This window comes from Cellulosimicrobium composti, assembly GCF_009711085.1.
In the GTDB taxonomy this organism is placed as follows: Bacteria; Actinomycetota; Actinomycetes; order Actinomycetales; family Cellulomonadaceae; genus Cellulosimicrobium; species Cellulosimicrobium composti.
The window spans coordinates 128,792-150,952 of sequence record NZ_WMKA01000006.1 but is presented as its reverse complement, the minus strand read 5'-3'; the positions used below and the strand labels follow the sequence as shown (position 1 = coordinate 150,952).

General features: G+C 75.5%; 18 protein-coding genes. 9 read left to right on the top strand and 9 right to left on the bottom strand.

The window, feature by feature from the left end:
- Positions 1-18 precede the first annotated feature (18 nt).
- Complete coding sequence (locus GJV82_RS04655; RefSeq protein WP_155098392.1) at positions 19-1,284, bottom strand: ThiF family adenylyltransferase; 1,266 nt, start codon at positions 1,282-1,284, stop codon at positions 19-21.
- The gene (locus tag GJV82_RS04650; RefSeq protein ID WP_155098391.1) at positions 1,281-1,715 is read right to left on the bottom strand and encodes a DUF3817 domain-containing protein; all 435 of its coding nucleotides are present in this window, start codon (positions 1,713-1,715) and stop codon (positions 1,281-1,283) included. Before GJV82_RS04650 ends, GJV82_RS04655 begins: the two co-directional genes overlap by 4 nt.
- 119 nt (positions 1,716-1,834) lie before the next feature.
- On the opposite strand from GJV82_RS04650, the gene GJV82_RS04645 reads away from it, so the two are divergent.
- On the top strand, positions 1,835-3,631 hold the full coding sequence (locus GJV82_RS04645) for an ABC transporter ATP-binding protein (protein WP_318657271.1): 1,797 nt from the start codon (positions 1,835-1,837) through the stop codon (positions 3,629-3,631).
- Positions 3,628-5,361 carry an ABC transporter ATP-binding protein gene (locus GJV82_RS04640; protein WP_155098390.1) on the top strand — a complete coding sequence of 578 codons (1,734 nt, stop codon included), beginning with the start codon at positions 3,628-3,630 and terminating at the stop codon, positions 5,359-5,361. The genes GJV82_RS04645 and GJV82_RS04640 overlap by 4 nt, the downstream gene beginning before the upstream one ends.
- Before the next feature lie 19 nt (positions 5,362-5,380).
- Here GJV82_RS04640 and GJV82_RS04635 read toward each other — a convergent pair whose 3' ends face one another.
- On the bottom strand, positions 5,381-5,953 hold the full coding sequence (locus GJV82_RS04635) for an SbtR family transcriptional regulator (RefSeq protein ID WP_155098389.1): 573 nt from the start codon (positions 5,951-5,953) through the stop codon (positions 5,381-5,383).
- A 96-nt stretch (positions 5,954-6,049) separates the two neighbouring features.
- On the opposite strand from GJV82_RS04635, the gene GJV82_RS04630 reads away from it, so the two are divergent.
- The gene (locus tag GJV82_RS04630; protein ID WP_225873081.1) at positions 6,050-7,138 is read left to right on the top strand and encodes a hypothetical protein; all 1,089 of its coding nucleotides are present in this window, start codon (positions 6,050-6,052) and stop codon (positions 7,136-7,138) included.
- Positions 7,139-7,156: 18 nt separating this feature from the next.
- Positions 7,157-8,194, top strand: a complete 1,038-nt coding sequence (locus GJV82_RS04625; protein WP_225873080.1) for a GNAT family N-acetyltransferase — start codon at positions 7,157-7,159, stop codon at positions 8,192-8,194.
- 99 nt (positions 8,195-8,293) lie between these two features.
- On the opposite strand, the gene GJV82_RS04620 is transcribed toward GJV82_RS04625, so the two are convergent.
- Positions 8,294-8,557: a hypothetical protein gene (locus GJV82_RS04620; RefSeq protein ID WP_155098387.1), complete on the bottom strand. Its 264-nt coding sequence runs from the start codon at positions 8,555-8,557 to the stop codon at positions 8,294-8,296.
- A gap of 127 nt (positions 8,558-8,684) precedes the next feature.
- Positions 8,685-9,542, bottom strand: coding sequence for an SURF1 family protein (locus GJV82_RS04615; protein WP_318657270.1), 858 nt, complete (start codon positions 9,540-9,542; stop codon positions 8,685-8,687).
- Positions 9,543-9,822: 280 nt separating this feature from the next.
- Here GJV82_RS04615 and GJV82_RS04610 point away from each other — a divergent pair, with 280 nt between their 5' ends.
- The 5 genes from GJV82_RS04610 (at position 9,823) to GJV82_RS04590 (ending at position 17,549) form a co-directional block, all read left to right on the top strand.
- Positions 9,823-12,318, top strand: coding sequence for a phosphoketolase family protein (locus GJV82_RS04610; protein WP_155098386.1), 2,496 nt, complete (start codon positions 9,823-9,825; stop codon positions 12,316-12,318).
- On the top strand, positions 12,315-14,513 hold the full coding sequence (gene pta / locus GJV82_RS04605; protein ID WP_318657269.1) for a phosphate acetyltransferase: 2,199 nt from the start codon (positions 12,315-12,317) through the stop codon (positions 14,511-14,513). The genes GJV82_RS04610 and pta overlap by 4 nt, the downstream gene beginning before the upstream one ends.
- Positions 14,510-15,769: an acetate/propionate family kinase gene (locus GJV82_RS04600; protein ID WP_155098385.1), complete on the top strand. Its 1,260-nt coding sequence runs from the start codon at positions 14,510-14,512 to the stop codon at positions 15,767-15,769. Before pta ends, GJV82_RS04600 begins: the two co-directional genes overlap by 4 nt.
- Positions 15,770-15,839: 70 nt before the next feature.
- Positions 15,840-16,793 carry a DUF4031 domain-containing protein gene (locus GJV82_RS04595; protein WP_318657268.1) on the top strand — a complete coding sequence of 318 codons (954 nt, stop codon included), beginning with the start codon at positions 15,840-15,842 and terminating at the stop codon, positions 16,791-16,793.
- A gap of 99 nt (positions 16,794-16,892) precedes the next feature.
- Positions 16,893-17,549, top strand: a complete 657-nt coding sequence (locus GJV82_RS04590; protein WP_318657267.1) for a SanA/YdcF family protein — start codon at positions 16,893-16,895, stop codon at positions 17,547-17,549.
- A gap of 66 nt (positions 17,550-17,615) precedes the next feature.
- On the opposite strand, the gene GJV82_RS04585 is transcribed toward GJV82_RS04590, so the two are convergent.
- From GJV82_RS04585 to GJV82_RS04570, 4 genes are read right to left on the bottom strand one after another with little or no spacing between them, the layout of a single operon-like run.
- Entirely contained in the window at positions 17,616-19,259 is a 1,644-nt protein-coding gene (locus GJV82_RS04585; protein WP_155098384.1) for a succinic semialdehyde dehydrogenase, read from the bottom strand.
- Positions 19,256-20,317: a GNAT family N-acetyltransferase gene (locus GJV82_RS04580; RefSeq protein WP_155098383.1), complete on the bottom strand. Its 1,062-nt coding sequence runs from the start codon at positions 20,315-20,317 to the stop codon at positions 19,256-19,258. Before GJV82_RS04580 ends, GJV82_RS04585 begins: the two co-directional genes overlap by 4 nt.
- The gene (locus tag GJV82_RS04575) at positions 20,314-20,910 is read right to left on the bottom strand and encodes a GNAT family N-acetyltransferase (RefSeq protein WP_318657266.1); all 597 of its coding nucleotides are present in this window, start codon (positions 20,908-20,910) and stop codon (positions 20,314-20,316) included. Before GJV82_RS04575 ends, GJV82_RS04580 begins: the two co-directional genes overlap by 4 nt.
- An 8-nt stretch (positions 20,911-20,918) precedes the next feature.
- Positions 20,919-22,043 (bottom strand): GuaB3 family IMP dehydrogenase-related protein, encoded by a 1,125-nt coding sequence (locus tag GJV82_RS04570; protein ID WP_318657265.1) that lies wholly within the window; start codon positions 22,041-22,043, stop codon positions 20,919-20,921.
- Positions 22,044-22,161 lie beyond the last annotated feature (118 nt).

Here is a 22,161-nt window from a genome sequence, read left to right as displayed (position 1 = left end):
CGGCGGGGTGGGTGCGTATTAGGCGACCGGGGAGCTCGCGGCCAGGGCGTCGAGGAGGGCGGGGACGCCGCCGACGACGGAGCGCGCGTCGACCCCGGCGGCGCGGGCGACGTCGGCGACGCGCGCGGACCGGGCGCCGACCGCGCACACCACGAGCACGGGCCGGTCCGCCGGGAGGTCGGCGAGCGCCGACGACGGGTCGCCCGCGAGGAACGCGCCGCTCGGGACGAGGGTCGACCCGGGGAGCGGGCGCACCCGCGCCTCCCAGTCCTCGCGCACGTCGAGCACGTACGGCGCCGGGGACGCGTCGGCGAGGAGCGTCGCGGCGTCGCGCGCGGTGACGTCGCGCTCCCCCGTGACCGGCGCCGGGCCCGCCGGGGCCAGCCCGCAGAACGCGGCGTAGGCGTCGTCGCCCGGCAGGAGGGCGGTGACGGGCTCGCGCGTCGGGTCGGCGCGCACGGTGAGCTGGCGCCACGAGAGGTCGAGCGCGTCGTACACGGCGAGGCGCCCGAGGAGCGTCGTCCCCGCGCCCGTGACGAGCTTGATCGCCTCGGTCGCCATGACCGAGCCGACCGTCCCGCACATCGCGCCGAAGACGCCGCCGGTCGCGCAGTCGGGCGCGGCGCCGGGCGGGGGCGGGACGGGGAACACGTCGCGGTACGTGACGCCGCGCACCTGCCCCTCCTCGGGCCCCGTCGCCCCGGCGGGCGCGTCGCCGGGGTGCGGGACGTCGTCGGGCACCGCGAGGCGCGGCGCGCCCCAGAAGACGCTCACCTGGCCCTGGAAGCGGTAGATCGAGCCCCAGACCACGGGCAGGCCGAGCACCTCGGCCGCGTCGGAGACGAGGTAGCGCGTGGGGAAGTTGTCCGCGCCGTCGAGCACCACGTCGTAGCCGCGCAGCACGTCGAGCGCGTTGTCCGCGTCGAGGCGCACCGCGTGCTCGACGACGCGCACGTGCGGGTTGACGTCCGCGACGGTCTCGCGCGCGGAGTCGACCTTGCGCCGCCCGACGTCCGACCCGCCGTGGATCACCTGACGCTGGAGGTTGGACGTGTCGACGGCGTCGTCGTCGACGATGCCGATCGTGCCGACGCCCGCCGCGGCGAGGTACAGCAGGGCGGGGCTGCCGAGGCCGCCCGCGCCGACGACGAGCACCCGGGCCGCGGCGAGACGGCGCTGGCCCTCGGGCCCGACGCCGGGCAGCGACAGGTGACGGGCGTACCGCTCGAGCTCCGCGGCGGTCAGCTCGGGGCCGGGAGCGACGAGGGGCGCGAGGGCCGTCATGACGCGTACTGCTCCTCCAGCGCGGCGAGCTTCGCCTCGGCCTCGGCGTGCACCTTCTTCTCGAGGACGAACGACATGACCGGGACGACGCCGGCGAACACCATGGTCGCGAGGCGTCCCCAGCCCCAGCGCATCTTGGTCCACAGGTCGAGGACCGTGACGAGGTAGACGACGTAGATCCAGCCGTGCGCGAACGGGATCCAGGAGACGTACCGCATCACCGGGTCGACGTCGACGACCGCGCCGACGCCGTACTTGACGAGCAGCTCGACGCACAGGACCAGCAGCATGACGCCGGTGACGATCGCGAGGACCCGGTAGCGCGAGAGCGCGCCGCGCGCCTTGCGGATCGCGGTCCGCGCGGCCTCCGCACGGGGGGCGGCCGCGTCGGCGGGCGCGTCGGTGGGGGTGGCCGGGTCCTGCGTGGTCATGGGAGAGGTTCCTCGTTCCGGGCGAGACGACCGCGGCGGTCTGCGCCGCGCGGGGCGGGACGCGCGCGCGGCGTTAAAGCGTCGCCGCGTGTCGGACGCCGAACCTAGGGTAGAACACCGTGCGACCCCTCCCCCTCCCCGACCCGGGGACCCCCGACCTGCGCGGACCCACGCGCTACCTCCTGTGGATCGCCCGGCGGCAGCGGGGGATCCTCACGGTCGCCGTGCTGCTGGGGCTCGTGAACTTCGCGTGCCAGGCGTTCCAGCCCTACATGCTGGGCCGCGCGCTCGACGAGGGCCTGACGGCGGGGTTCGGCCCGGACCTGTGGCGGTGGGCGGGGCTCCTGCTCGCGCTCGGCCTCGGCATCGTGGTCACCGGCGTGACGCAGCACCGGTTCGACATCGCGAACTGGCTGCGCTCCGCGCTCACGACGTCGCAGCTCGTGGGCGACGTCACGGCACGATCGGGCGCCGCGATCACCGAGGAGCTCCCCACGGGCGAGGTCGTGTCGACGGTCGCGAGCGACGCGATGCGCGTCGGTCAGCTCTTCTCGATGATGGGCCAGTTCCTCGGTGCGCTGGGCGCGTACGTCGTGGTGGCCGTCATCATGCTCTCGACGTCGCTCCCGCTCGGGCTCGTCGTCGTGCTCGGCCTGCCGGTCGTGGCCGCCGTGCTCGCGCTGCTCGTCAAGCCGCTCCAGCAGCGCCAGGCCGCGCAGCGCGAGGCGCAGGGCCGCCTGACGACGCTCGGCGCCGACACCGTCTCGGGCCTGCGGATCCTGCGCGGCATCGGCGGCGAGGGCGTGTTCGTGGGCCGCTACGCGCGGCAGTCGCAGACGGTGCGGGAGGCAGGCGTCAAGGTCGCGCACACGCAGGCGACGCTCGACGCGCTCCAGGTGCTCCTGCCCGGCCTGCTCGTCGTGCTCGTGGTCTACCTCGGCGCGACGGCGGCCCTGCGCGGGGACATCACGCCCGGCCAGCTCGTCGCGTTCTACGGGTACGCCGCGTTCCTCGGCTGGCCGCTCCAGGTCGCGACGCAGATGCTCAACATCGCGACGCGGGCGCACGTCGCGGCGCGCAAGGTCGTGCGGGTGCTCGCGGTCGAGCCCGCCGCGGGCGCGGCCCCGGCCACCGCGCCCATGCCGCCCGCGGGCAGCCCTCTCGTGGACGAGACGAGCGGGCTCGTCCTCGAGCCCGGTCGCGTCGTCGCGCTCGTCTCGGCGGACCCCGACGCGTCGGCGGCGGTCGCGACGCGCCTGGGCCGGTTCGACGACGCCGCCGAGGCCGCGACGCCCGTGCGGCTCGGCGGCACGCTCCTCGCCGAGCTCGACAAGCACGCGCTGCGCCGCCGGGTCGTCGTCGCCGAGGCGACTCCCCAGCTCTTCTCGGGCGCACTGCGCGACGAGCTCGACCCGCGCGGCACGGCGTCGGACGCGGACGTGCTCGCCGCGGTGACGACGGCCGACGCGCACGACGTGCTCGACTCCGTGCCGGACGGCCTCGCGGGCGAGCTGCCCGAGAAGGGCCGGTCGCTCTCGGGCGGGCAGCGCCAGCGCGTCGCGCTCGCGCGCGCCCTGCTCACGGACCCGGAGATCCTCGTGCTCGTCGAGCCGACGAGCGCCGTCGACGCGCACACGGAGGCGCGGATCGCGGCGCGCCTGGCCGAGGTCCGGCGCGGCCGCACGACGCTCGTCGTCACCGCGTCGCCGCTCGTGCTCGAGCACGTCGACGAGGTGCTGCTGCTCGAGGGCGGGCGCGTGACCGCGCGCGGCACCCACCGCGACCTCGTCGACCGCGCGCACGCCGACGGGACCTCCCCGGACGACGCCGCGGCGCGCTACCTGCGCGTCGTGGGCCGCTCGCTCGACGAGACGCCCGCGCTCGCCCGCACCGCACCCGCCGGAGGCACCCCATGAGGCTCCCCGTCGCCGACGGCCCCGCCGTCCGCGCCGCCGCCGGGCGGCTCTTCGCCCGCCACCGGGGCACGTTCGTGCTCATCGCGGTGCTCCACACGCTCGCCGCCGTCGCGGGCCTCGTCGGGCCGTGGCTGCTCGGCCGCCTCGTCGACGCCGTCACGGACGGCACCACGTCCGCGTACGTGACGACCGTCGTCGCCTTCGGCGCGGGCGCGGTCGTCGCGCAGGCCGTGCTGCGCCGGTACGCGCAGCGGCTGTCCATGGTGTTCGGCGAGACGGTGTTCGCCGAGCTGCGCGAGGACCTCGTCGAGACCGTCACGTCGCTCCCCCTGTCCACCGTCGAGCGCGCGGGCACGGGCGACCTGGTCGCGCGCACCACGAACGACGTCGACCGGATCCAGCACGCGGTGCGGTTCGGCGTGCCGCAGCTCCTCGTCGCGGTCGTCACGCTCCTGCTCACCGTCGTGGCGGCGGTCGTCGTGGCGCCCCTCGTCGCGCTCGCGCTGTTCGTCGGCGTGCCGCTGCTCGTCGTCGTCTCGCGCTGGTACCTCCGGCGCGCGTCGGCCGGGTACCAGCGCGAGGCCGCCGCGTACGCGACGCTCAACGGCACGATCACCGAGAGCGTCGAGGGCGCGCGCACGGTCGACGCGCTCTCGCTCGCCGAGCACCGCCGTGCCCGCGTCCGCGCCGACCTCACGGAGGCGTTCGAGGCGGAGCGGTACACGCTCGGCCTGCGCACCGTGCTGTTCCCGGGCATCGACCTCGCGATCGCGATCGCGCCCGTGGCCGCGCTCGTGTGGGGCGCGTGGCTGCTCTCCCAGGGCCAGACGACGCTGGGCGCCGTCGCGACGATCACGACGTACGCGTTCCAGCTCGCCGGGCCGGTGTGGAACCTCATCTTCTGGCTCGACGAGATCCAGGTCGCCGCGGCCTCGTACGCGCGGATCGTCGGCGTCGCGCAGGTGCCCGGCGACCGCACCCCCTCGGGCGAGGTGCCCGACGACGACCGGCTCGTCGCGCGCGACGTCGAGTACGCCTACCGCGAGGGCCACCCGGTGCTGCACGGCGTCTCGCTCGACCTCGAGCCGGGCGAGCGGCTCGCCGTCGTCGGGCCGTCGGGCGCGGGCAAGTCGACGCTCGGGCGGATGCTCGCCGGCATCCACCCCCCGACCGCGGGGTCGGTCCGTTCGGGCGGCGTGCGCCTCGTCGACCTCCCGCTGGAGGACCTGCGCCGCGAGGTCGCGCTCGTCACGCAGGAGCACCACGTGTTCGTCGGCACGCTCGCGGACAACCTGCGCCTCGCGAAGGTCGACGCGACCGAGGCGGAGCTGCTCGACGCGCTCGACGCCGTCGACGCGCGCGGCTGGGCGCAGGCGCTGCCCGACGGGCTCGGGACGTCGGTGGGGTCGGGCGGGCACGTGCTCACGCCCGCCCAGGCGCAGCAGGTCGCGCTCGCGCGGCTCGTGCTGCTCGACCCGCACACGCTCGTGCTCGACGAGGCGACGTCGCTGCTCGACCCGCGCGCGGCCCGGCACCTCGAGCGCTCGCTCGACGCGGTGCTCGCGGGACGGACCGTCGTCGCGATCGCGCACCGCCTGCACACGGCGCACGACGCCGACCGCGTCGCCGTCGTCGACGGGGGCCGCGTCCGCGAGATCGGGCCCCACGACGAGCTCGTCGCCGCGGGCGGCGACTACGCCCGCCTCTGGCACTCCTGGCAGCAGGAGTAGCCGCCGCGCGGCGCCCGGGTCACCGGGCGCCGCGCTGCTCCGGTCGCAGCCCCTGGAGCAGGATCGACACCATGCGCTCGCGCAGGTCGGGCGCCGCGCGCCGCACCGCCTCGGGCTGCGGGCGCGTGATCATGCCCACCGCGGTCACGAGCTCCAGGGGCGTGAGGTCGTCCCGCACGAGCCCCTCCCCCTGCGCGGCGGCGAGCAGGCTCCCGACGCCGTCGAGCGCGCGGTCCTGCGCCTCGCGCACGTCGCGCGCGAGCGCGTCGCCCGCGTGGTCGGCGAGCGCCGCGGTGAGCGCGCCGAGCTCCAGGCCGACGAGCCGCCGGACGTAGTCGTCCCAGGCGTCCTGCGGAGAGTGCGCGAGCGCCTGCGCCGCCTCCTGGGTCACGGCGTGCACCTCGTCGAGGATCGCGAGCGCCACCGCGTCGAGCAGCGCGGCCCGGGAGTCGAAGTTGCGGTAGAGCGTGCCGATCCCGACCCCCGCCGCGTCGGCGACGGCGTCGAGCGCCACGTCGCTGCCCCGTGCGGCGATCAGGGACCTCGCCGCCTGCACGACCGCCGTCCGGCGCCGTAGCGCGTCCGCGCGCATCCGCTCCTCCTGACCTGGCGGTTTGACTCCCACCCTAACCGGAGGAAGATCGTCCGGTAAACAAGCGGAGGAATATTCTCCACTTTTGAGGACCTGATGAGCGCGGCGACCACCACGACCACCTCGACCGCCGGCGCGACCAGCGCGACCAGCGCGACCGGCGCGCCCGGCACCACCCCGGAGGAGAGCCCCCGCGGCCGCGCCCCCGGCGCGCGCGGCGCGACGCCCCCGGTCGTCCGGCTCGCGGGACTGACGGCCGGGCTCGGCGCGATCCTCGTGGCGCTCCTCGCGCTGTTCATCCTCCCGTCGCTCGCGAGCGGCGCCCACGACCTCCCGATCGGCGTCGTGGGCGACCCCGCGCCGACCGCCCCGGTCGAGTCCGCCCTCGGCACCGCGGCACCCGGCGCGTTCGCGGTCGAGGCGTTCGGCACCGCGGACGACCTCGCGCAGGCCGTCCGCGAGCGCGACGTCGTCGGCGGGCTCGTGGTCACCGCGGACGGGCTCGAGGCGGTCGTCGCGAGCGCCGGGTCCACGGCGATCTCGGGCTCCCTCACGGCGGCGGCGAACGCGGTCGGCCAGGCGACGGGCCTGCCCGTGACCGTCAGCGACGTCGTGCCGCTGCCGGCGGACGACCCCACCGGCATCGGCGTCGGCGGGCTCGCGTTCCCCCTGGTCTTCGGCGGGATCGTGCCCGTCGTCGCGTTCCGCAAGGTCTTCCCGCGCAGCGACGGCTGGAAGCTCGCCGGGCTCGTGACGTTCGCCGCCGTCGGCGGGACGGTCGTGGCGGCCGTGCTGCAGCTCTGGTTCGGCAGCGTCGAGGGCGTGTTCTGGCCCGTCGCGGGCGCGATGGCGCTGGGCGTCGCGGCGCTGGCCGTGCCCCTCGCCGGTCTGCAGCAGGCGTTCGGGGCGAAGGGCTTCACGCTCGGCGCCATGTCGATGATGTTCCTCGGCAACCCGCTCGCGGGCATCGCGACCACCGGCGCGTGGCTGCCGCCGGGCCTGGGCGCACTCGGACAGGTGCTGCCGCCCGGCGCTGCCGGGACCCTCGTGCGCTCGGCCGCGTACTTCGACGGCGCGGGCGGCCTCCGTGCGGCGCTGACCCTCGTGGCGTGGGTCGTCGTGGGCGCGCTGCTGCACGTCGTGGGCACGCGGCGGGCGGCCGCGCGCGTGACGGCGGGCGTCTGATCGAGCACCATGGTGCCGATGCCTGACGCCGCGCACGACACCACGCACACCGTCCCCGCCCTGCCGAGCCCCTGGCGCGCCCGGGTGCCCCGATACGCCGACGTCGACGCGCTCGTCGCGCTGCGGCGCCTCGACGAGCTCCAGGGCACCGGGGAGAGCCACGCCGCCCGCCCCGGCATCGAGTCCGAGGTCGTCGGGCTCGCGTCGTGGACGCGGCGCCAGCTCGTCGCCGTCGGCGACGACGACGTGCCGTGCGCGTGGATCACCGTGCACGACCGCGCCGCGGGGCGCGCGACGGTGTGGGGCTACTTCGACCGCGACGTGCCCGAGGTCGACGCGATCGCCGACACGTTCTACCGCTGGGCCGAGGACGCCGCGGTCGCGATGGCGCGGCTGCGCGGCGTCACCGCCACGCGGCTCGACGAGAACCCGTTCGCGGGCGACACGCGCCAGCTCGGCTGGCTCGCGCGCGCCGGCTACGCGGAGCGCCGCACGTGGCTGCACATGGTGCGCCCGGTCACCCCCGACGAGGCCCGGCTGACCGCGCGCCCGGGCGTCAGCGTGCGGCCCGTCGAGCGGCACGAGAACGGGCTGCCCGTCGCGACCGACCTCCAGACGGTGCACGAGATGCTCGAGACGTCGTTCCAGGACCACTTCAACTCGTACCGCGAGAGCTTCACGGAGTTCGTCCAGCGGCTGCGCGAGGACCCCGGGCACAGCTGGGACCACTGGTGGCTCGCGTACGTGGAGGACGACGACGGCCGGCCCGTGCCCGCCGGCACGGTCGTGTGCTCGTCGCTCGCGGCGCCCGCGGGCGGTGCGCCGGGGACGTACGTCGAGTACATCGGGGTGACCCGCGCCGCGCGCGGTCGCGGCGTGGCCAAGTCGCTGCTCGCCACGGTGATCGCCGACGCCGCGCGCAGCGGCCGCGACCGCGTGGCCCTCGAGGTCGACGCCGACTCCCCGACCCGGGCCGACGAGCTGTACCGGTCGCTCGGCTGGGAGACCGAGCACGTCACCGAGTCGTGGTTCAAGGACCTCGAACTCGACGGCTGACGCGGTCGACGCCGAGGGGGGCCGGACGCACGCACGTCGCGGGCCCCCGGACGCCACCGGCCGCGGACCTCACGGGCGCCGGGCGTCACGCGCGGGGCGTCACGCCTTCCCCACGGGGCGCGTGCGGTCGCGCAGCCACGTCGTCGTGCCGGGGGCGAGGCCGCGCAGCTTCGGCGTCCGGTCCACCGGCGTCACGAGGAGCGCGGCGCCGTCGGGCAGCGACCACTTCAGCGCGTGGTAGACGGTCGACAGCGACGCGGTGCTCTCGACGAGCAGCAGGCCGGGCGCGACGGCGCGCGCCTCGCTCCAGGGTCCGTCGAGCGCGTCGGGCTCCTGCTCGGTCCAGGCCAGGTACACGCTCACGCGCCCATCCTGACGGTCGCCGGGCCGTCCCGCAGGGGTGCGTCGGCCCGGAGGGGGCCGTCCCGCAGGGGTGCGTCAGCCCCGAGACCGGCCAGAGGGGCACGGCGACGGACGCGGACAGGCCGGGTCAGTCGCCGGGGAGACCGGCGATGCCGCTGCTCTCGCGGCGGCCGTGGCGGCGCACGCCCGCGGCCTCGTCACGGACGAGGCGCACCCACAGCAGCACGGCGAAACCGCCGAACACCCACCACTGCAGGGCGTAGAACAGGTTCTGCAGGTTGAGCCCGGTCCCGCCCTCGATCGTCGGGCGCGGGAGCTGCGCCGGACCGCCGTCGGCGGCGGGCGGCTGCTCGGGGTCGGACGAGCGGAGCACGAGGTAGCCCGAGTAGATGGGCCCGCCCCACTCGTTGACGAGCGCCCCCGTCGACACGGAGTCCGTGAGCCCCGGCGCGGAGCCGCCCTGGCCCGCGGCCTCGGACGCCTGGAGGTAGCCGGTCACGCGCACGACGCCGGCCGGCGGCTCGAGCGCGGCGCCCTGCTCGGGGGTCGCGACCCAGCCGCGGACCACGGGCAGCACGGGGGCTCCGGAGAGCTCGGCCCACGACGCGCCCTGCGTGCCGTCGTCCGTCACGCGCAGCGGCGTGAGGACGAGGTAGCCGACGCGGCCGTCGAGCGCACGACCCTCGACGAGGAGCTGGCCGTCGGCGTCGTACTCGCCCTCGACCCACGCCTGCCGGCCGACGAGCTCCCCGGGGAACGTGGACTGCGGCGGCAGGAGCACCCCGACGCCCTCGGGCCCGGCCGCCTCGACCTCCGCGGCCTCCTGCTGCGCCGCGAGCTCGGCGCGCTGCTGCGCGCGGTCGAGCTGCCAGACGCCGAGCCGCGCGCAGACGAACGCGGCCAGCAGGAAGAGCACGAGCAGCCCGACGACGCGCGGTTGGCGGGCGACCGCCCAGAAGGACCGGGGGGCGGTGGGCTCGGGCACGTGCCCACGGTATCCGGGGCCGCGGCGAGTCCCCGAATCCGCGGGCCCGCGCGGGCGAACGTCACACGCCGCGCGCGGTCCCGGCAGCGGCGAGGGCCCGGGCGATGAGGGCCGGACGTCCCCGGCGGCGCGGCGGGCGGACGGGACCTTCGGCCCTTTGTGCCCGTCCCGACGCACGTCACACCGCGGGCGGCCGTCACGGACCGTGCACCGCCCCGGTCGATGCGGTTGTATGAAGCCGTAGTCGTTCACGAATCCCTTCCCCCTGCAGGAGCGTGAGATGAGCACGACCACCGAGCCCACCGCCTGGAGAAGCGCCGAGGTCGAGCCCCTCGACGACGCCACCCTGCGCCGCGTCGACGCATGGTGGCGCGCGGCGAACTACCTGTCCGTCGGGCAGATCTACCTGCTCGACAACCCGCTCCTGCGCACCCCGCTGGACCGCGAGCACGTCAAGCCCCGCCTCCTCGGCCACTGGGGCACGACGCCCGGGCTGAACTTCCTCTACGCGCACCTCAACCGCGCGATCGCGCAGCGCCGCCAGTCGACGATCTACGTCGCGGGCCCGGGCCACGGCGGCCCCGGCCTCGTCGCGAACGCGTACCTGGAGGGCACGTACTCCGAGACGTACTCGGACGTCACGCAGGACACCGAGGGCCTGCGGCGGCTCTTCCGCCAGTTCTCCTTCCCCGGCGGCATCCCGAGCCACGTCGCGCCGGAGACGCCCGGGTCGATCCACGAGGGCGGCGAGCTCGGCTACGCGCTCTCCCACGCGTACGGCGCCGCGTTCGACAACCCCGACCTGCTGGTCGCCGCGGTCGTGGGCGACGGCGAGGCCGAGACCGGCCCGCTCGCGACGAGCTGGCACTCGAACAAGTTCGTCAACGCGCGCAACGACGGCGTCGTCCTGCCGATCCTGCACCTCAACGGGTACAAGATCGCCAACCCGACGGTGCTCGCGCGCATCAGCGACGACGAGCTGCGCGACCTCATGATCGGCTACGGCCACACGCCCTACTTCTTCACGGGCGGGTTCGACGGCGAGGACCACGTCGAGGTGCACCGGCGCTTCGCGACGCTCCTCGACGAGGTCCTCAACCACATCGCGCAGATCAAGGCCGACGCCGCCGCGGGCAACGACGAGCGCCCCGCGTGGCCGATGATCGTCTTCCGCACGCCCAAGGGCTGGACGTGCCCGCCGGACATCGACGGCAAGAAGACCGAGGACTCGTGGCGCGCGCACCAGGTGCCGCTCGCGAGCGCCCGGGACACCCCGGAGCACCTGGAGGTGCTGCGCGGCTGGCTCGAGTCCTACCGGGCCGACGAGCTGTTCGACGAGGACGGCCGCCTGGTCGACGACGTCGCCGCGCTCGCGCCGCAGGGCGCGCTGCGCATGAGCGACAACCCGCACGCGAACGGCGGTCTCCTGCTCAAGGACCTTCGCCTTCCCGACTTCCGCGACTACGCGGTGGACGTCGAGGGCCCGGGCAGCGCCGTCGCGGAGGCGACGCGCGTCCTCGGCCAGTGGCTCACCGACGTCGTGCGCCTGAACCCGGACAACTTCCGGATCTTCGGGCCCGACGAGACGGCGTCGAACCGGCTCCAGGCCGTGTACGAGGTCACGGACAAGCAGTGGAACGCGGACTTCTTCGGGCCCGACGTCGACGAGCACCTCGCGCGCGCCGGCCGGGTCATGGAGATGCTGTCGGAGCACCAGTGCCAGGGCTGGCTCGAGGGCTACCTGCTCACCGGGCGGCACGGCCTGTTCACGAGCTACGAGGCCTTCATCCACATCGTCGACTCGATGTTCAACCAGCACGCGAAGTGGCTCAAGGTGACCAACCACATCCCGTGGCGCCGGCCCGTCGCGAGCCTCAACTACCTGCTGTCGAGCCACGTGTGGCGCCAGGACCACAACGGCTTCAGCCACCAGGACCCGGGCTTCATCGACCACGTGGTCAACAAGAAGGCCGAGATCGTCCGCGTCTACCTGCCGCCGGACGCGAACACGCTGCTCTCGACCTACGACCACTGCCTGCGCTCGCGCCAGTACGTCAACGTGGTCGTGGCGGGCAAGCAGCCCGCGCCGCAGTTCCTGTCCATGGACGAGGCGATCGCGCACTGCACGCGCGGCCTCGGCATCTGGGAGTGGGCGGGCACCGAGGTCGAGGGCGAGGACCCGGACGTCGTGCTCGGCTCGGCGGGCGACGTCCCGACGCTCGAGGTGCTCGCCGCGGCGGACATCCTGCGGCGGCGCATCCCCGACCTCAAGGTCCGGGTCGTCAACGTCGTGGACCTCATGCGCCTGCAGGACGCCAACGAGCACCCGCACGGGTTGTCGGACAAGGACTTCGACACGCTGTTCACGACCGACAGGCCGGTCATCTTCAACTACCACGGGTACCCGTGGCTGATCCACCGGCTCACGTACCGCCGCACGAACCACCCCAACATCCACGTGCGGGGCTACAAGGAGGAGGGCACCACCACCACGCCGTTCGACATGGCGATGCTCAACGACATCGACCGCTACCACCTCGTGATCGACGTGATCGACCGCGTGCCGTCCCTGCGCTCCACGTACGCCGGGCTGCGCCAGGAGATGGTCGACGCCCGGCTCGCGGCCCGCCAGTACACGCGCGAGCACGGGGAGGACATCCCCGAGGTCCGCGACTGGGTCTGGCCCGACGTCGGCGAGACGGCGACCGAGGAGGGCGGTCCGCAGTACAACGGCGCGAGCGCCGCTGCGCAGGACACCGGAGGAGACAACGAGTGAGCGACACCGCTCGCAGCATCTACATCACCTCGCCCGAGGGCGAGACGGGCAAGTCCACGATCGCGCTGGGGGTCCTCGACCTGCTGGTCCGCAAGGTCCAGCGGGTCGGGGTCTTCCGGCCGGTCACCCGGGCCGCGGGCCCGGACGTGCAGGACTACGTGCTCGAGCTCCTGCTCGCGCACGACGGCGTGGAGCTCACCGCGGACCAGGCGATCGGCGTCACGTACGAGGACGTGCACGCCGACCCGGAGGCCGCGCTCTCGCAGATCGTCGCGCGGTACCACGAGGTCGCGAGCCAGTGCGACTTCGTCGTGGTGGTCGGGACGGACTACACCGACGTCGCGGGCCCCACCGAGCTGTCGTTCAACGCGCGCGTCGCGGCGAACCTCGGCGCGCCGGTCCTCCTCGTCGTGTCCGGCAAGGGACGCACGCCCGACGCCGTGGGCAACCTCATCGAGGTGAGCGTCGCCGAGCTCCGGTCGCAGCACGCGCAGCCGATCGGCGTCGTCGCGAACCGCGTCGACCCGGGCGACCTCGACGCGGTGCGCGCCCTGCTCGGCGCGCTCGGCCCGGACGGCGAGCCGATCGCCGGGGCGGGGACGGCGTCGGGCACGACGGCGGACCACGCACCGGGCACGCGACTGCCCGGCTGGGCGGTGCCCGAGGACCCGTTCCTCGACGCCCCGACCGTGCGCGCGCTCATGGAGGCCGTGGGCGGGTCGCTCGCGTTCGGCGAGGAGGCGCTCCTCGGCCGCGAGGCCACCGACCTGCTCGTCGGCGCCATGTCGTTCGAGCACCTCCTCGACCGGCTCACCGACGGCGCCGTCGTCATCACGCCCGGCGACCGCGTGGACATCCTCATCGGGCTGCTCGCGGCGCACTCCGCGTCCGGGTTCCCGTCGCTCGCCGGCGTCATCCTCAACGGCGGGTTCTTCCCGCCCGAGTCGACGGCGCGCCTCGTCGCGGACCTCGACCCGAGCCTGCCGATCATCCGCACCGACCTCGGGACGTTCCGCTCCGCGAGCGCCGCCGCGAGCGCGCGCGGCCGCGTGACCAAGGAGTCGCAGCGCAAGGTCGACACGGCGCTCGCGCTGTTCGAGCAGAGCGTCGACGGCGCGGCGCTCCTCGCGGGTCTCGACGTGCCGCGCCCCGAGGTCGTCACGCCGCTCATGTTCGAGTACGAGCTGCTCTCGCGTGCCCGCGCGGACCGCAAGCACGTCGTGCTGCCCGAGGGCGACGACGACCGCATCCTGCGCGCCGCGTCGACGCTCCTCGGCCGCCATGTCGCCGAGCTGACGATCCTCGGCGACGAGCAGAAGGTGCGGGCCCGCGCGGCCGAGCTCGGCCTCGACATCGACGCCGCGCACGTCGTCAGCCCGCACGACCCGGAGCTCGTCGAGCGCTTCTCCGCGGAGTACCAGCGCCTGCGCGCGCACAAGGGCATGACGCTCGAGGAGGCGCGCGAGCGCGTCCAGGACGTGTCGTACTTCGGCACGATGATGGTCCACCTCGGGCTCGCGGACGGCATGGTCTCGGGGGCGAAGCACACGACGGCGCACACCATCAAGCCGTCGTTCGAGATCATCAAGACCCAGCCCGGCGTCTCCGTCGTGTCGTCCGTGTTCCTCATGTGCCTGCAGGACCGCGTGCTCGTGTACGGCGACTGCGCCGTCATCCCCGACCCGACGGCCGAGCAGCTCGCGGACATCGCGATCTCGTCGGCCGCGACCGCGCAGCAGTTCGGCGTGGACCAGCGGGTCGCGATGCTGTCGTACTCGACGGGCGAGTCCGGCTCGGGCGCCGACGTCGACAAGGTGCGACGCGGCACGGCGCTCGTCCGCGAGCGCCGCCCCGACCTGTTCGTCGAGGGGCCGATCCAGTACGACGCCGCCGTGGACGCGTCCGTCGCGGCGTCGAAGATGCCGGGCTCGGACGTCGCGGGCCGCGCGACGGTGTTCATCTTCCCGGACCTCAACACGGGCAACAACACCTACAAGGCCGTGCAGCGCTCCGCGGGCGCCGTCGCGGTCGGACCGGTCCTCCAGGGCCTCAACAAGCCGGTGAACGACCTCTCGCGCGGCGCGCTCGTGCAGGACATCGTCAACACCGTCGCCATCACCGCGATCCAGGCGCAGGCCCCGGCCGACGTGCCCGCCCCGTCCACGACCCCCGTCCCCCAGGGAGCCACCTCATGACGATCCTGCCCGAGGGCGAGCGCCCGAACCCTTACAGCGCGTACGGCGCGCACGGGTCCGTGCTCGTCATGAACTCGGGGTCGTCCTCGCTCAAGTACCAGCTCGTCAACCCCGTCGGCGGCGAGGCCATCGCCGCCGGCACGATCGAGCGCATCGGCGAGGACTCCGGCATCATCAAGCACCGGTTCGCCGGGAACACGACGACGCGCGAGGAGCCGGTCGCGGACCACGGCGAGGCGCTGCGCATCGCCCTCGGCCTGTTCGACGAGGTCGGCCCCACGCTCGCGGACGCCGACGTGTACGCGGTCGGCCACCGCGTCGTGCACGGCGGTGCCGTGTTCTCGTCGCCCGTGCTCGTGGACGACGAGGTCGTGCGCCAGATCTCCGACCTGTCGCCCCTCGCGCCCCTGCACAACCCGCCGAACGTCAAGGGCATCGAGGTCGCGCGCGAGCTGCTGCCGGACGTGCCGCACGTCGCCGTGTTCGACACCGCGTTCTTCTCGACGCTCCCCGACGCCGCGTCCACGTACGCGCTCGACCGGGCCGTCGCGCAGGAGCACGGCGTGCGCCGGTACGGCTTCCACGGCACGAGCCACCAGTACGTGTCCGGCAAGGTCGCGCGCGTCCTCGGGCGCCGCATCGAGGGGCTCAACACGATCGTGCTGCACCTCGGCAACGGCGCGTCCGCGTCGGCCGTGCGCGGCGGCGTCGCAGTGGACACGTCGATGGGCATGACCCCGCTGGAGGGCCTCGTCATGGGCACCCGCACCGGCGACATCGACGCGGCGGTCGTGTTCCACCTCGCGCGCAACGCGGGCATGAGCATCGACGAGATCGACGACCTGTTCAACAAGCGCTCGGGCGTCAAGGGCCTGTCCGGCGTCAACGACTTCCGCGAGCTGCGCCGGCTCATCGACGCCGGTGACGAGGACGCGCGCCAGGCGTTCGAGGTGTACATCCACCGGCTGCGCAAGTACGTCGGCGCCTACCACGCCGTGCTCGGCCGCGTCGACGTCCTCGCGTTCACGGCGGGCGTCGGCGAGAACGACGCGCACGTGCGCGCCGCCGTCGTCGAGGGCCTGGAGCCGCTCGGCCTTGCCGTCGACCCGGAGCGCAACGCCGTGCAGTCCGGCGAGCCGCGCGTCGTCTCGCCCGACTGGACGAGCACGCTCGTCATGGTCGTGCCGACCATGGAGGAGCTCGCCATCGCACGCCAGTGCGTGGAGGCCGTCGAGGCCGCGTCCCGCGCCGGCTGACGGGAACGCGCCCGACCCCGCCGGGTCGGACGCCGCCGCGCGGTCGCGTCGGCGGTGGGATGCTCGGGCGGTGACCGTTCTCATCGACCCGCCCGCGTGGCCCGCGCACGGGACGCTGTTCAGCCATCTCGTCTCGGACACGTCGCTCGCCGAGCTGCACGCGTTCGCCGCGAGCATCGGCGTGAGCCCGCGCGCGTTCGACCTCGACCACTACGACGTCGCGGCCGAGCGGTACGACGTCGCGGTCGCGGCGGGCGCGGTGCCGGTTGGGGGCCGCGAGCTCGCGCGTCGGCTCGGCGCGTCCGGCCTGCGCGTGCCGGGCCGGGCGCGTCGTGCGGCGAAGGCGGACGCGCTGCTCGCCCGGTGGGACGCGCTCCTGCCGGGCGCGCGCGAGGTCGGCGTCGAACTGGTCGAGCGCTGGCACGAGCCGCACCGCGTCTACCACGGTCCCGAGCACCTCGTGCACGCGCTCGACTCGCTCGCGCTCCTGGAGGGGCGTCCGCCGGGCGTGCCCGACGCCGCGGGCTCGCCCGGGCACGCGGGGACGGGTGCGCCGTCGGCTCCCGGCGCCACGACGCCCGGGGTGACGCAGCTCGCGCTGTGGTTCCACGACGCGGTGCACGACGGCGAGGCGGGCCGGGACGAGGAGCGGTCGGCCGCGCTCGCCGGGGCCCGGCTGGCGGGGCGGCTCGACGCGGGTGCGGTCGACGAGGTGGTGCGGCTGGTGCTCGTCACGACGGACCACTCCCCCGCCGCCGACGACCGGACCGGGGCCCTCGTGTCCGACGCGGACCTCGCGGTCCTCGCGTCGGCGCCCGACCGGTACGCACGGTACGTGCGCCAGGTGCGCGCCGAGTACGCGCACGTGCCCGACGACGCGTTCCGCACCGGCCGCGCCGCCGTCCTGCGCGCGCTGCTCGCGGGCGACGCGCTGCTCCGCACGGCCGAGGGCGCGACGCGCTGGGAGGAGCGTGCCCGCGCGAACCTCACCGCGGAGCTCGCGGCCCTCGACTCCCCCACCTGACCCGCCGAACATGTGCTTGTCTCCCGTCGCGGACGCTCGACGGGCGACAAGAGCATGGTCGGCGGGCTACGAGCGCATGGTCGGCGCTAGGGTCGGGCCGTGACCGACGACCCGCCGGCCCCGCGCTCCGTCGCATCCCCACGGGCGTCGAGGGTCCGGCCCCGCGGTGCACGACGGCGGCGCTCCACCCTGTGGACGGCCGCCGGGCTCGCGGTGGTCGTGCTGGCGCCGTTCGTCGTCGTGCAGGCCGTCGGGCGCACCCGCGTGGTCGCGGCGGACGCCGTGCCCGAGCGTGACGCGATCGTCGTGCCCGGCGCGGGGCTGCGGCCGGACGGCACGCCGTCCACCTACCTGCGGCGCCGGCTCGACGCCGCCGCGGACCTCTGGGCGCGGGGCCTCGCCCCCGTCGTGCTCGTGAGCGGCGACGCGCACGACGACTACGACGAGCCCGGCTCGATGCGCGCGTGGCTCCTGGACCGCGGCGTGCCCGACGACGCGATCGTGCTCGACCGCGAGGGCTACGACACGCACGCGACGTGCACGCGCGCGGTGTCGGAGCTCGGCCTCGGCGCGGCGGTGGTCGTGACGCAGGGCTACCACCTGCCGCGCACGCTGTTCTCGTGCCGCGTCGCGGGCCTCGACGCCGTGGGGGTCGGCGTCAGCGCGGCGAGCGTGGAGCCGTGGAAGGCCGTGCTCTACCGCGTGCGCGAGGTCCCCGCGGCGACGAAGGCCCTGCTCGACGCCGTACGTCGCTGAACCCGGCGCCGGGCCGGCCGGGCCGGGACACCCGACCCGCCCGGTCCGTGCACCCGAGCGGGCTGCTCAGGGCATCCGCAGGCGGCGCATGACGTCGAGCGCGGACGTGAGGACCTTGCTCGGGAGCTCGCCGCCGAGCTGGTACAGCGTGTCGAGCGTGAGGCCCTGGTTCGCGCCGCGCTGCACGGAGATCGTCTGCGCCTCGGTGAGCGCCTCGATCCCCTCGCGCCCGTGCCGGCGCCCCAGCCCCGACGCCTTGAACCCGCCCATCGGCGCCCCGACGGACCCCCACGCGGACGAGTACCCGTCGTTGACGTTGACCGTCCCCGCCTCGACGCGCGCCGCGATCCGCCGGCCGCGCGCGACGTCGCGCGTCCAGACGCTCGCGTTGAGCCCGAGCTCGGAGTCGTTCATGACGCGCACGGCCTCGTCGTCGCTCGCGACGCGGCGCACGGCCACGACCGGGCCGAACGTCTCCTCCCGGGCGCACGCGGCGTCGTCGGGCACGTCGTCGAGGACGGTGGGCGCGTAGAACCACGGCCCGATGTCGGCCCGGTGCACGCCGCCCGCGAGGACGCGCGCGCCCCGGGCGATCGCGTCCTCGACGTGCGCGACGACCCGGTCGAGCTGGTCCTGCGACGTGAGCGAGCCCATGTCCGCGGAGTAGTCGAGGCCCGCGCCGAGCCGCATCTCGCGCACGAGCGGCACGAACTCGTCGAGGAACGCGTCCGCGACGTCCTCGTGCAGCACGAGGCGCTCGATCGACACGCAGAGCTGGCCGGAGTTCGAGAAGCACGCGCGCACCGCGCCGCGTGCGGCCGCGCGCACGTCGGCGTCCGCCGCGACGTAGAGCGGGTTCTTGCCGCCGAGCTCGAGCGTCGCGCCGATGAGCCGCTCTCCCGCGCGCGCCGCGACCTTGCGTCCCGTGGCCGTCGAGCCGGTGAACGCGATGTGGTCCACGTGGTCGGTGAGCGCGGCACCGACGTCCCCGCCGCCCGCGACGACGAGGAAGAGGTCCGCGGGCAGGCCCGCCTCCTCGAGCAGCTCGGCACCCCACAGGGCGGTGAGCGTCGTCTGCAGGTCCGGCTTGAGCACGACGGCGTTGCCCGCCACGAGCGCGGGCACGGCCTCGGCGAACGCGAGCGTCAGCGGGTAGTTCCACGGTGCGATGACACCGACGACCCCGACCGGGCGGCGGTGCACGCGCGTCCCCGTCAGGACGGGCAGCATCCCGGGCGCGCGCCGGTCCGCGAGGTAGCGCGGCCCGCGCTGGGCGTAATGGCGCGTGAGGATCGCGACGTCCGCGACCTCCTCGAACGCGCTGCGCCGCGACTTGCCCGACTCCATCTGGACGAGGTCGAGGCCGTCCGACTGGCGCGCGAGCACGAGCTCGCCGAACCGGCGCACCACCGCCGCGCGCTCGCGCACGGACCGCGCGGCCCAGGCGGGCTGCGCGGCGCGGGCGCGCTCGACGGCGCGGGCGACGTCGTCGGTGGAGGACACGGGGATCGCGGCGAGGGGCGCGCCCGTGAACGGGAGGACCGAGCGGTGCATGCCCGCCTCGTTGCCCGTGACGAGGCGGCGCGCGAGGGGGGCCACGACGTCCGGCTCGAGGACGTACGTCGCGGCCGGGTTCTCGGGGTCGATCAGGCCGTCCAGCGCGGCGCCGTCGCCGTGCCCGGAACCGGGTGTGCCGGAGGAGCTCGTCATGGGGACAGGCTACGTGCTCCGGGTGACAGAGCCCCGACCGGGAGCTCCCAGGTGGTGAGCACCGGTCGGAACCCCTGCCGCGCCCAGAACGGGGCGGACAACGGGTTGAGGACGCCGTGGTGGAGCAGCACGACGGCGCCGGGGCCGAGCCGGTCCCGCACGCGCGCGAGCGCGGCGTCCACGAGCGCGCCGCCGACCCCGCCGCCGCGGGACCCGTCCGTGACGTGGAGGAGCACGAGGTAGGAGACCGGTCCCGCGGTCACGGTCCCCGCGACCGCCCCGGCGCGCTCCGGCGGCTCGACGGCGACGACGCCCACGACCTCGCCCGCGTCCTCGCCGCGCGCCGGGGACCGGCGGGCCACGAGCACCGTCGTCGCCGGGTTCGCGACCGCCCCCGCGACCTGCGCCGCGAGGTGCTCGCGCGCCCGGGGCCGCACGCGGGCCGCGCCGACGAGCTCGTCGTACTCGAGCTCGGCGAGCTGGTGCTCGACGACGTCCGTGACGTCCGAGGGACCGGCGTCCGCGAGCACGACCCCCGGCGCGACGCGCGGCGACGCGGGCGGGGCGTCCCGGCGCGCGGCGAGGTGGACGGTCGGACGCAGCCCGCTCGCCGCGAGCGCCCCGACCGCCTCGACGTCCCGGCTCGGCCACAGGAGCACGAGGCCGTGGTCGCGCGGCGCGGGCCCGCGCTCGGGCCGCCCGTCGCCGTCGGGCGCGACGCCGGGTGCGCCGCCCACGCGCGTGGTCCACGCGTCGACCAGGGCGCGGACCGCACCCCCCACGTCCGGGCCCGCGGCACGCGCGCGCAGCCGGTGCTCGCGCAGCGGCCGGAACGTCGCCGCCGCCGACCCGGCAGGCACGTCCCCGGACGTCGCGAGCCCCGCGGCGCGCGAGCCGTCCGGGAGGCGCACGGCGACCAGGCGCTCGTCGCCCGGCACCGCGCCGAGGTCGGGGACCGCGACGAGCGCGTCGTGCGCCGCGACGCGTGCCCGGTGCTCGGCCTCGAGCGCGGCGAGGTCGTCGCCGTCGGGCTCCCAGGCGCGGACCGCCGGGGTCATCGCCCGGCGTCGCAGGCGTCCGGCGCCCCGAGCGGCCTGCCGAGCACGACGCAGTCCTGGTCGACGTAGCCGAGCCGCTCGTAGAAGCCGCGCACGGCCTCGTTCGTCGAGCGCACCATGAGACGCACGGCGCGGGCGCCGCGCGCGGCCAGCCACGCCTCGGCGGCCACCACGACGGCGCGCCCGGTGCCGCGCCCCTGCAGGCGCGGGTCGACGGCCACGTAGTAGAGCCACCCGCGGTGCCCGTCGATGCCCGCCATCGCGGTGGCGACGACCTCGCCCGCGCGGACGACGACGTCGCCCGGCCCCGCGTCGTCGGACTCCGCCGCCCCGTCACGGAGCGCGGCGAGGTCGCGCGCCGCCCGGCCCACGAGCACGGTCGAGGTCTCGCCGAGGCGCGCGTCGGCGAGGTCGCGGTACGGGTCGTTCCACGGGCGGGTGAGGCCGCACGCGCGCCACAGCGCGACGACCGCCTCGACGTCGTCGTCCACGACCTCGGAGAGGACGACGTCCCCGCCCGGACCCGGCAGGGCGCCCGGCTCCCCGTCGCCCGCGAGGGTCAGCCGGGGCCCGTCCGCGATCCGTCCGGCCACGGTGCGGGTCAGCGCGGCTGGTACGGCGAGACGACGACCTCGACGCGCTGGAACTCCTTGAGGTCGGAGTACCCGGTCGTGGCCATCGCGCGCCGCAGCGCGCCGACGAGGTTGAGCGTGCCGTCCGCCTGGCGGCCCGGGCCGAACAGGATCTCCTCCAGCGTGCCCGCCGTGCCGACGCGGACGCGCTCGCCGCGCGGGAGCTGCGCGTGGTGCGCCTCGGAACCCCAGTGCCAGCCGTGGCCCGGCGCCTCCTCGGCGCGCGCGAGGGCCGCGCCGAGCATCACGGCGTCCGCGCCGCACGCGACCGCCTTGACGAGGTCGCCCGAGCGCCCGACGCCGCCGTCCGCGATGACGTGGACGTACCGGCCGCCCGACTCGTCGAGGTAGTCGCGACGGGCCGCCGCGACGTCCGCGACCGCCGTCGCCATGGGCGCGTGGATGCCGAGCGAGACGCGCGTCGTGTGCGCCGCTCCCCCGCCGAACCCGACGAGCACGCCGGCCGCGCCCGTGCGCATGAGGTGCAGCGCCGCGGTGTAGGTGGACGCGCCGCCCACGACGACCGGGACGTCGAGCTCGTAGATGAACCGCTTGAGGTTGAGCGGCTCCGCGACGCCCGAGACGTGCTCGGCCGACACCGTGGTGCCGCGGATGACGAACAGGTCGACGCCCGCGTCGACCACCGTCTGGTAGTGCTCCTGCGTGCGCTGCGGCGACAGGGCGCCCGCGACGGTCACGCCGGCCGCGCGGATCTCCTTGAGCCGCTGCGTGATGAGCTCCGGCTTGATGGGCTCGGCGTAGATCTCCTGCATGCGCCGCGTCGCCTCGACCGGCTCGAGCGCGGCGATCTCCTCGAGCAGCGCCGTCGGGTCGTCGTAGCGCGTCCACAGGCCCTCGAGGTCGAGCACGCCGAGGCCGCCGTGGTTGCCGAGCGCGACGGCCGTGGCCGGGCTCATCACCGAGTCCATGGGCGCCGCGAGGATCGGGAGCTCGAAGTGGTACGCGTCGATCTGCCAGCCGACCGACACCTCCTCCGGGTCGCGCGTGCGCCGGGACGGCACCACGGCGATGTCGTCGAAGGAGAACGCGCGCCGACCGCGCTTGCCACGTCCGATCTCGATCTCGTTGCTCACCGGGCCAGCCTACCGGCGGGCCGCGGGCGCCACCGCCGTGTGGGTGGGCGCTGGCAGGGTGACGGTCGTCGCCGGGACGACCGGCGACGGCCGGCGCGACGAGCGACGGCGACGAGCG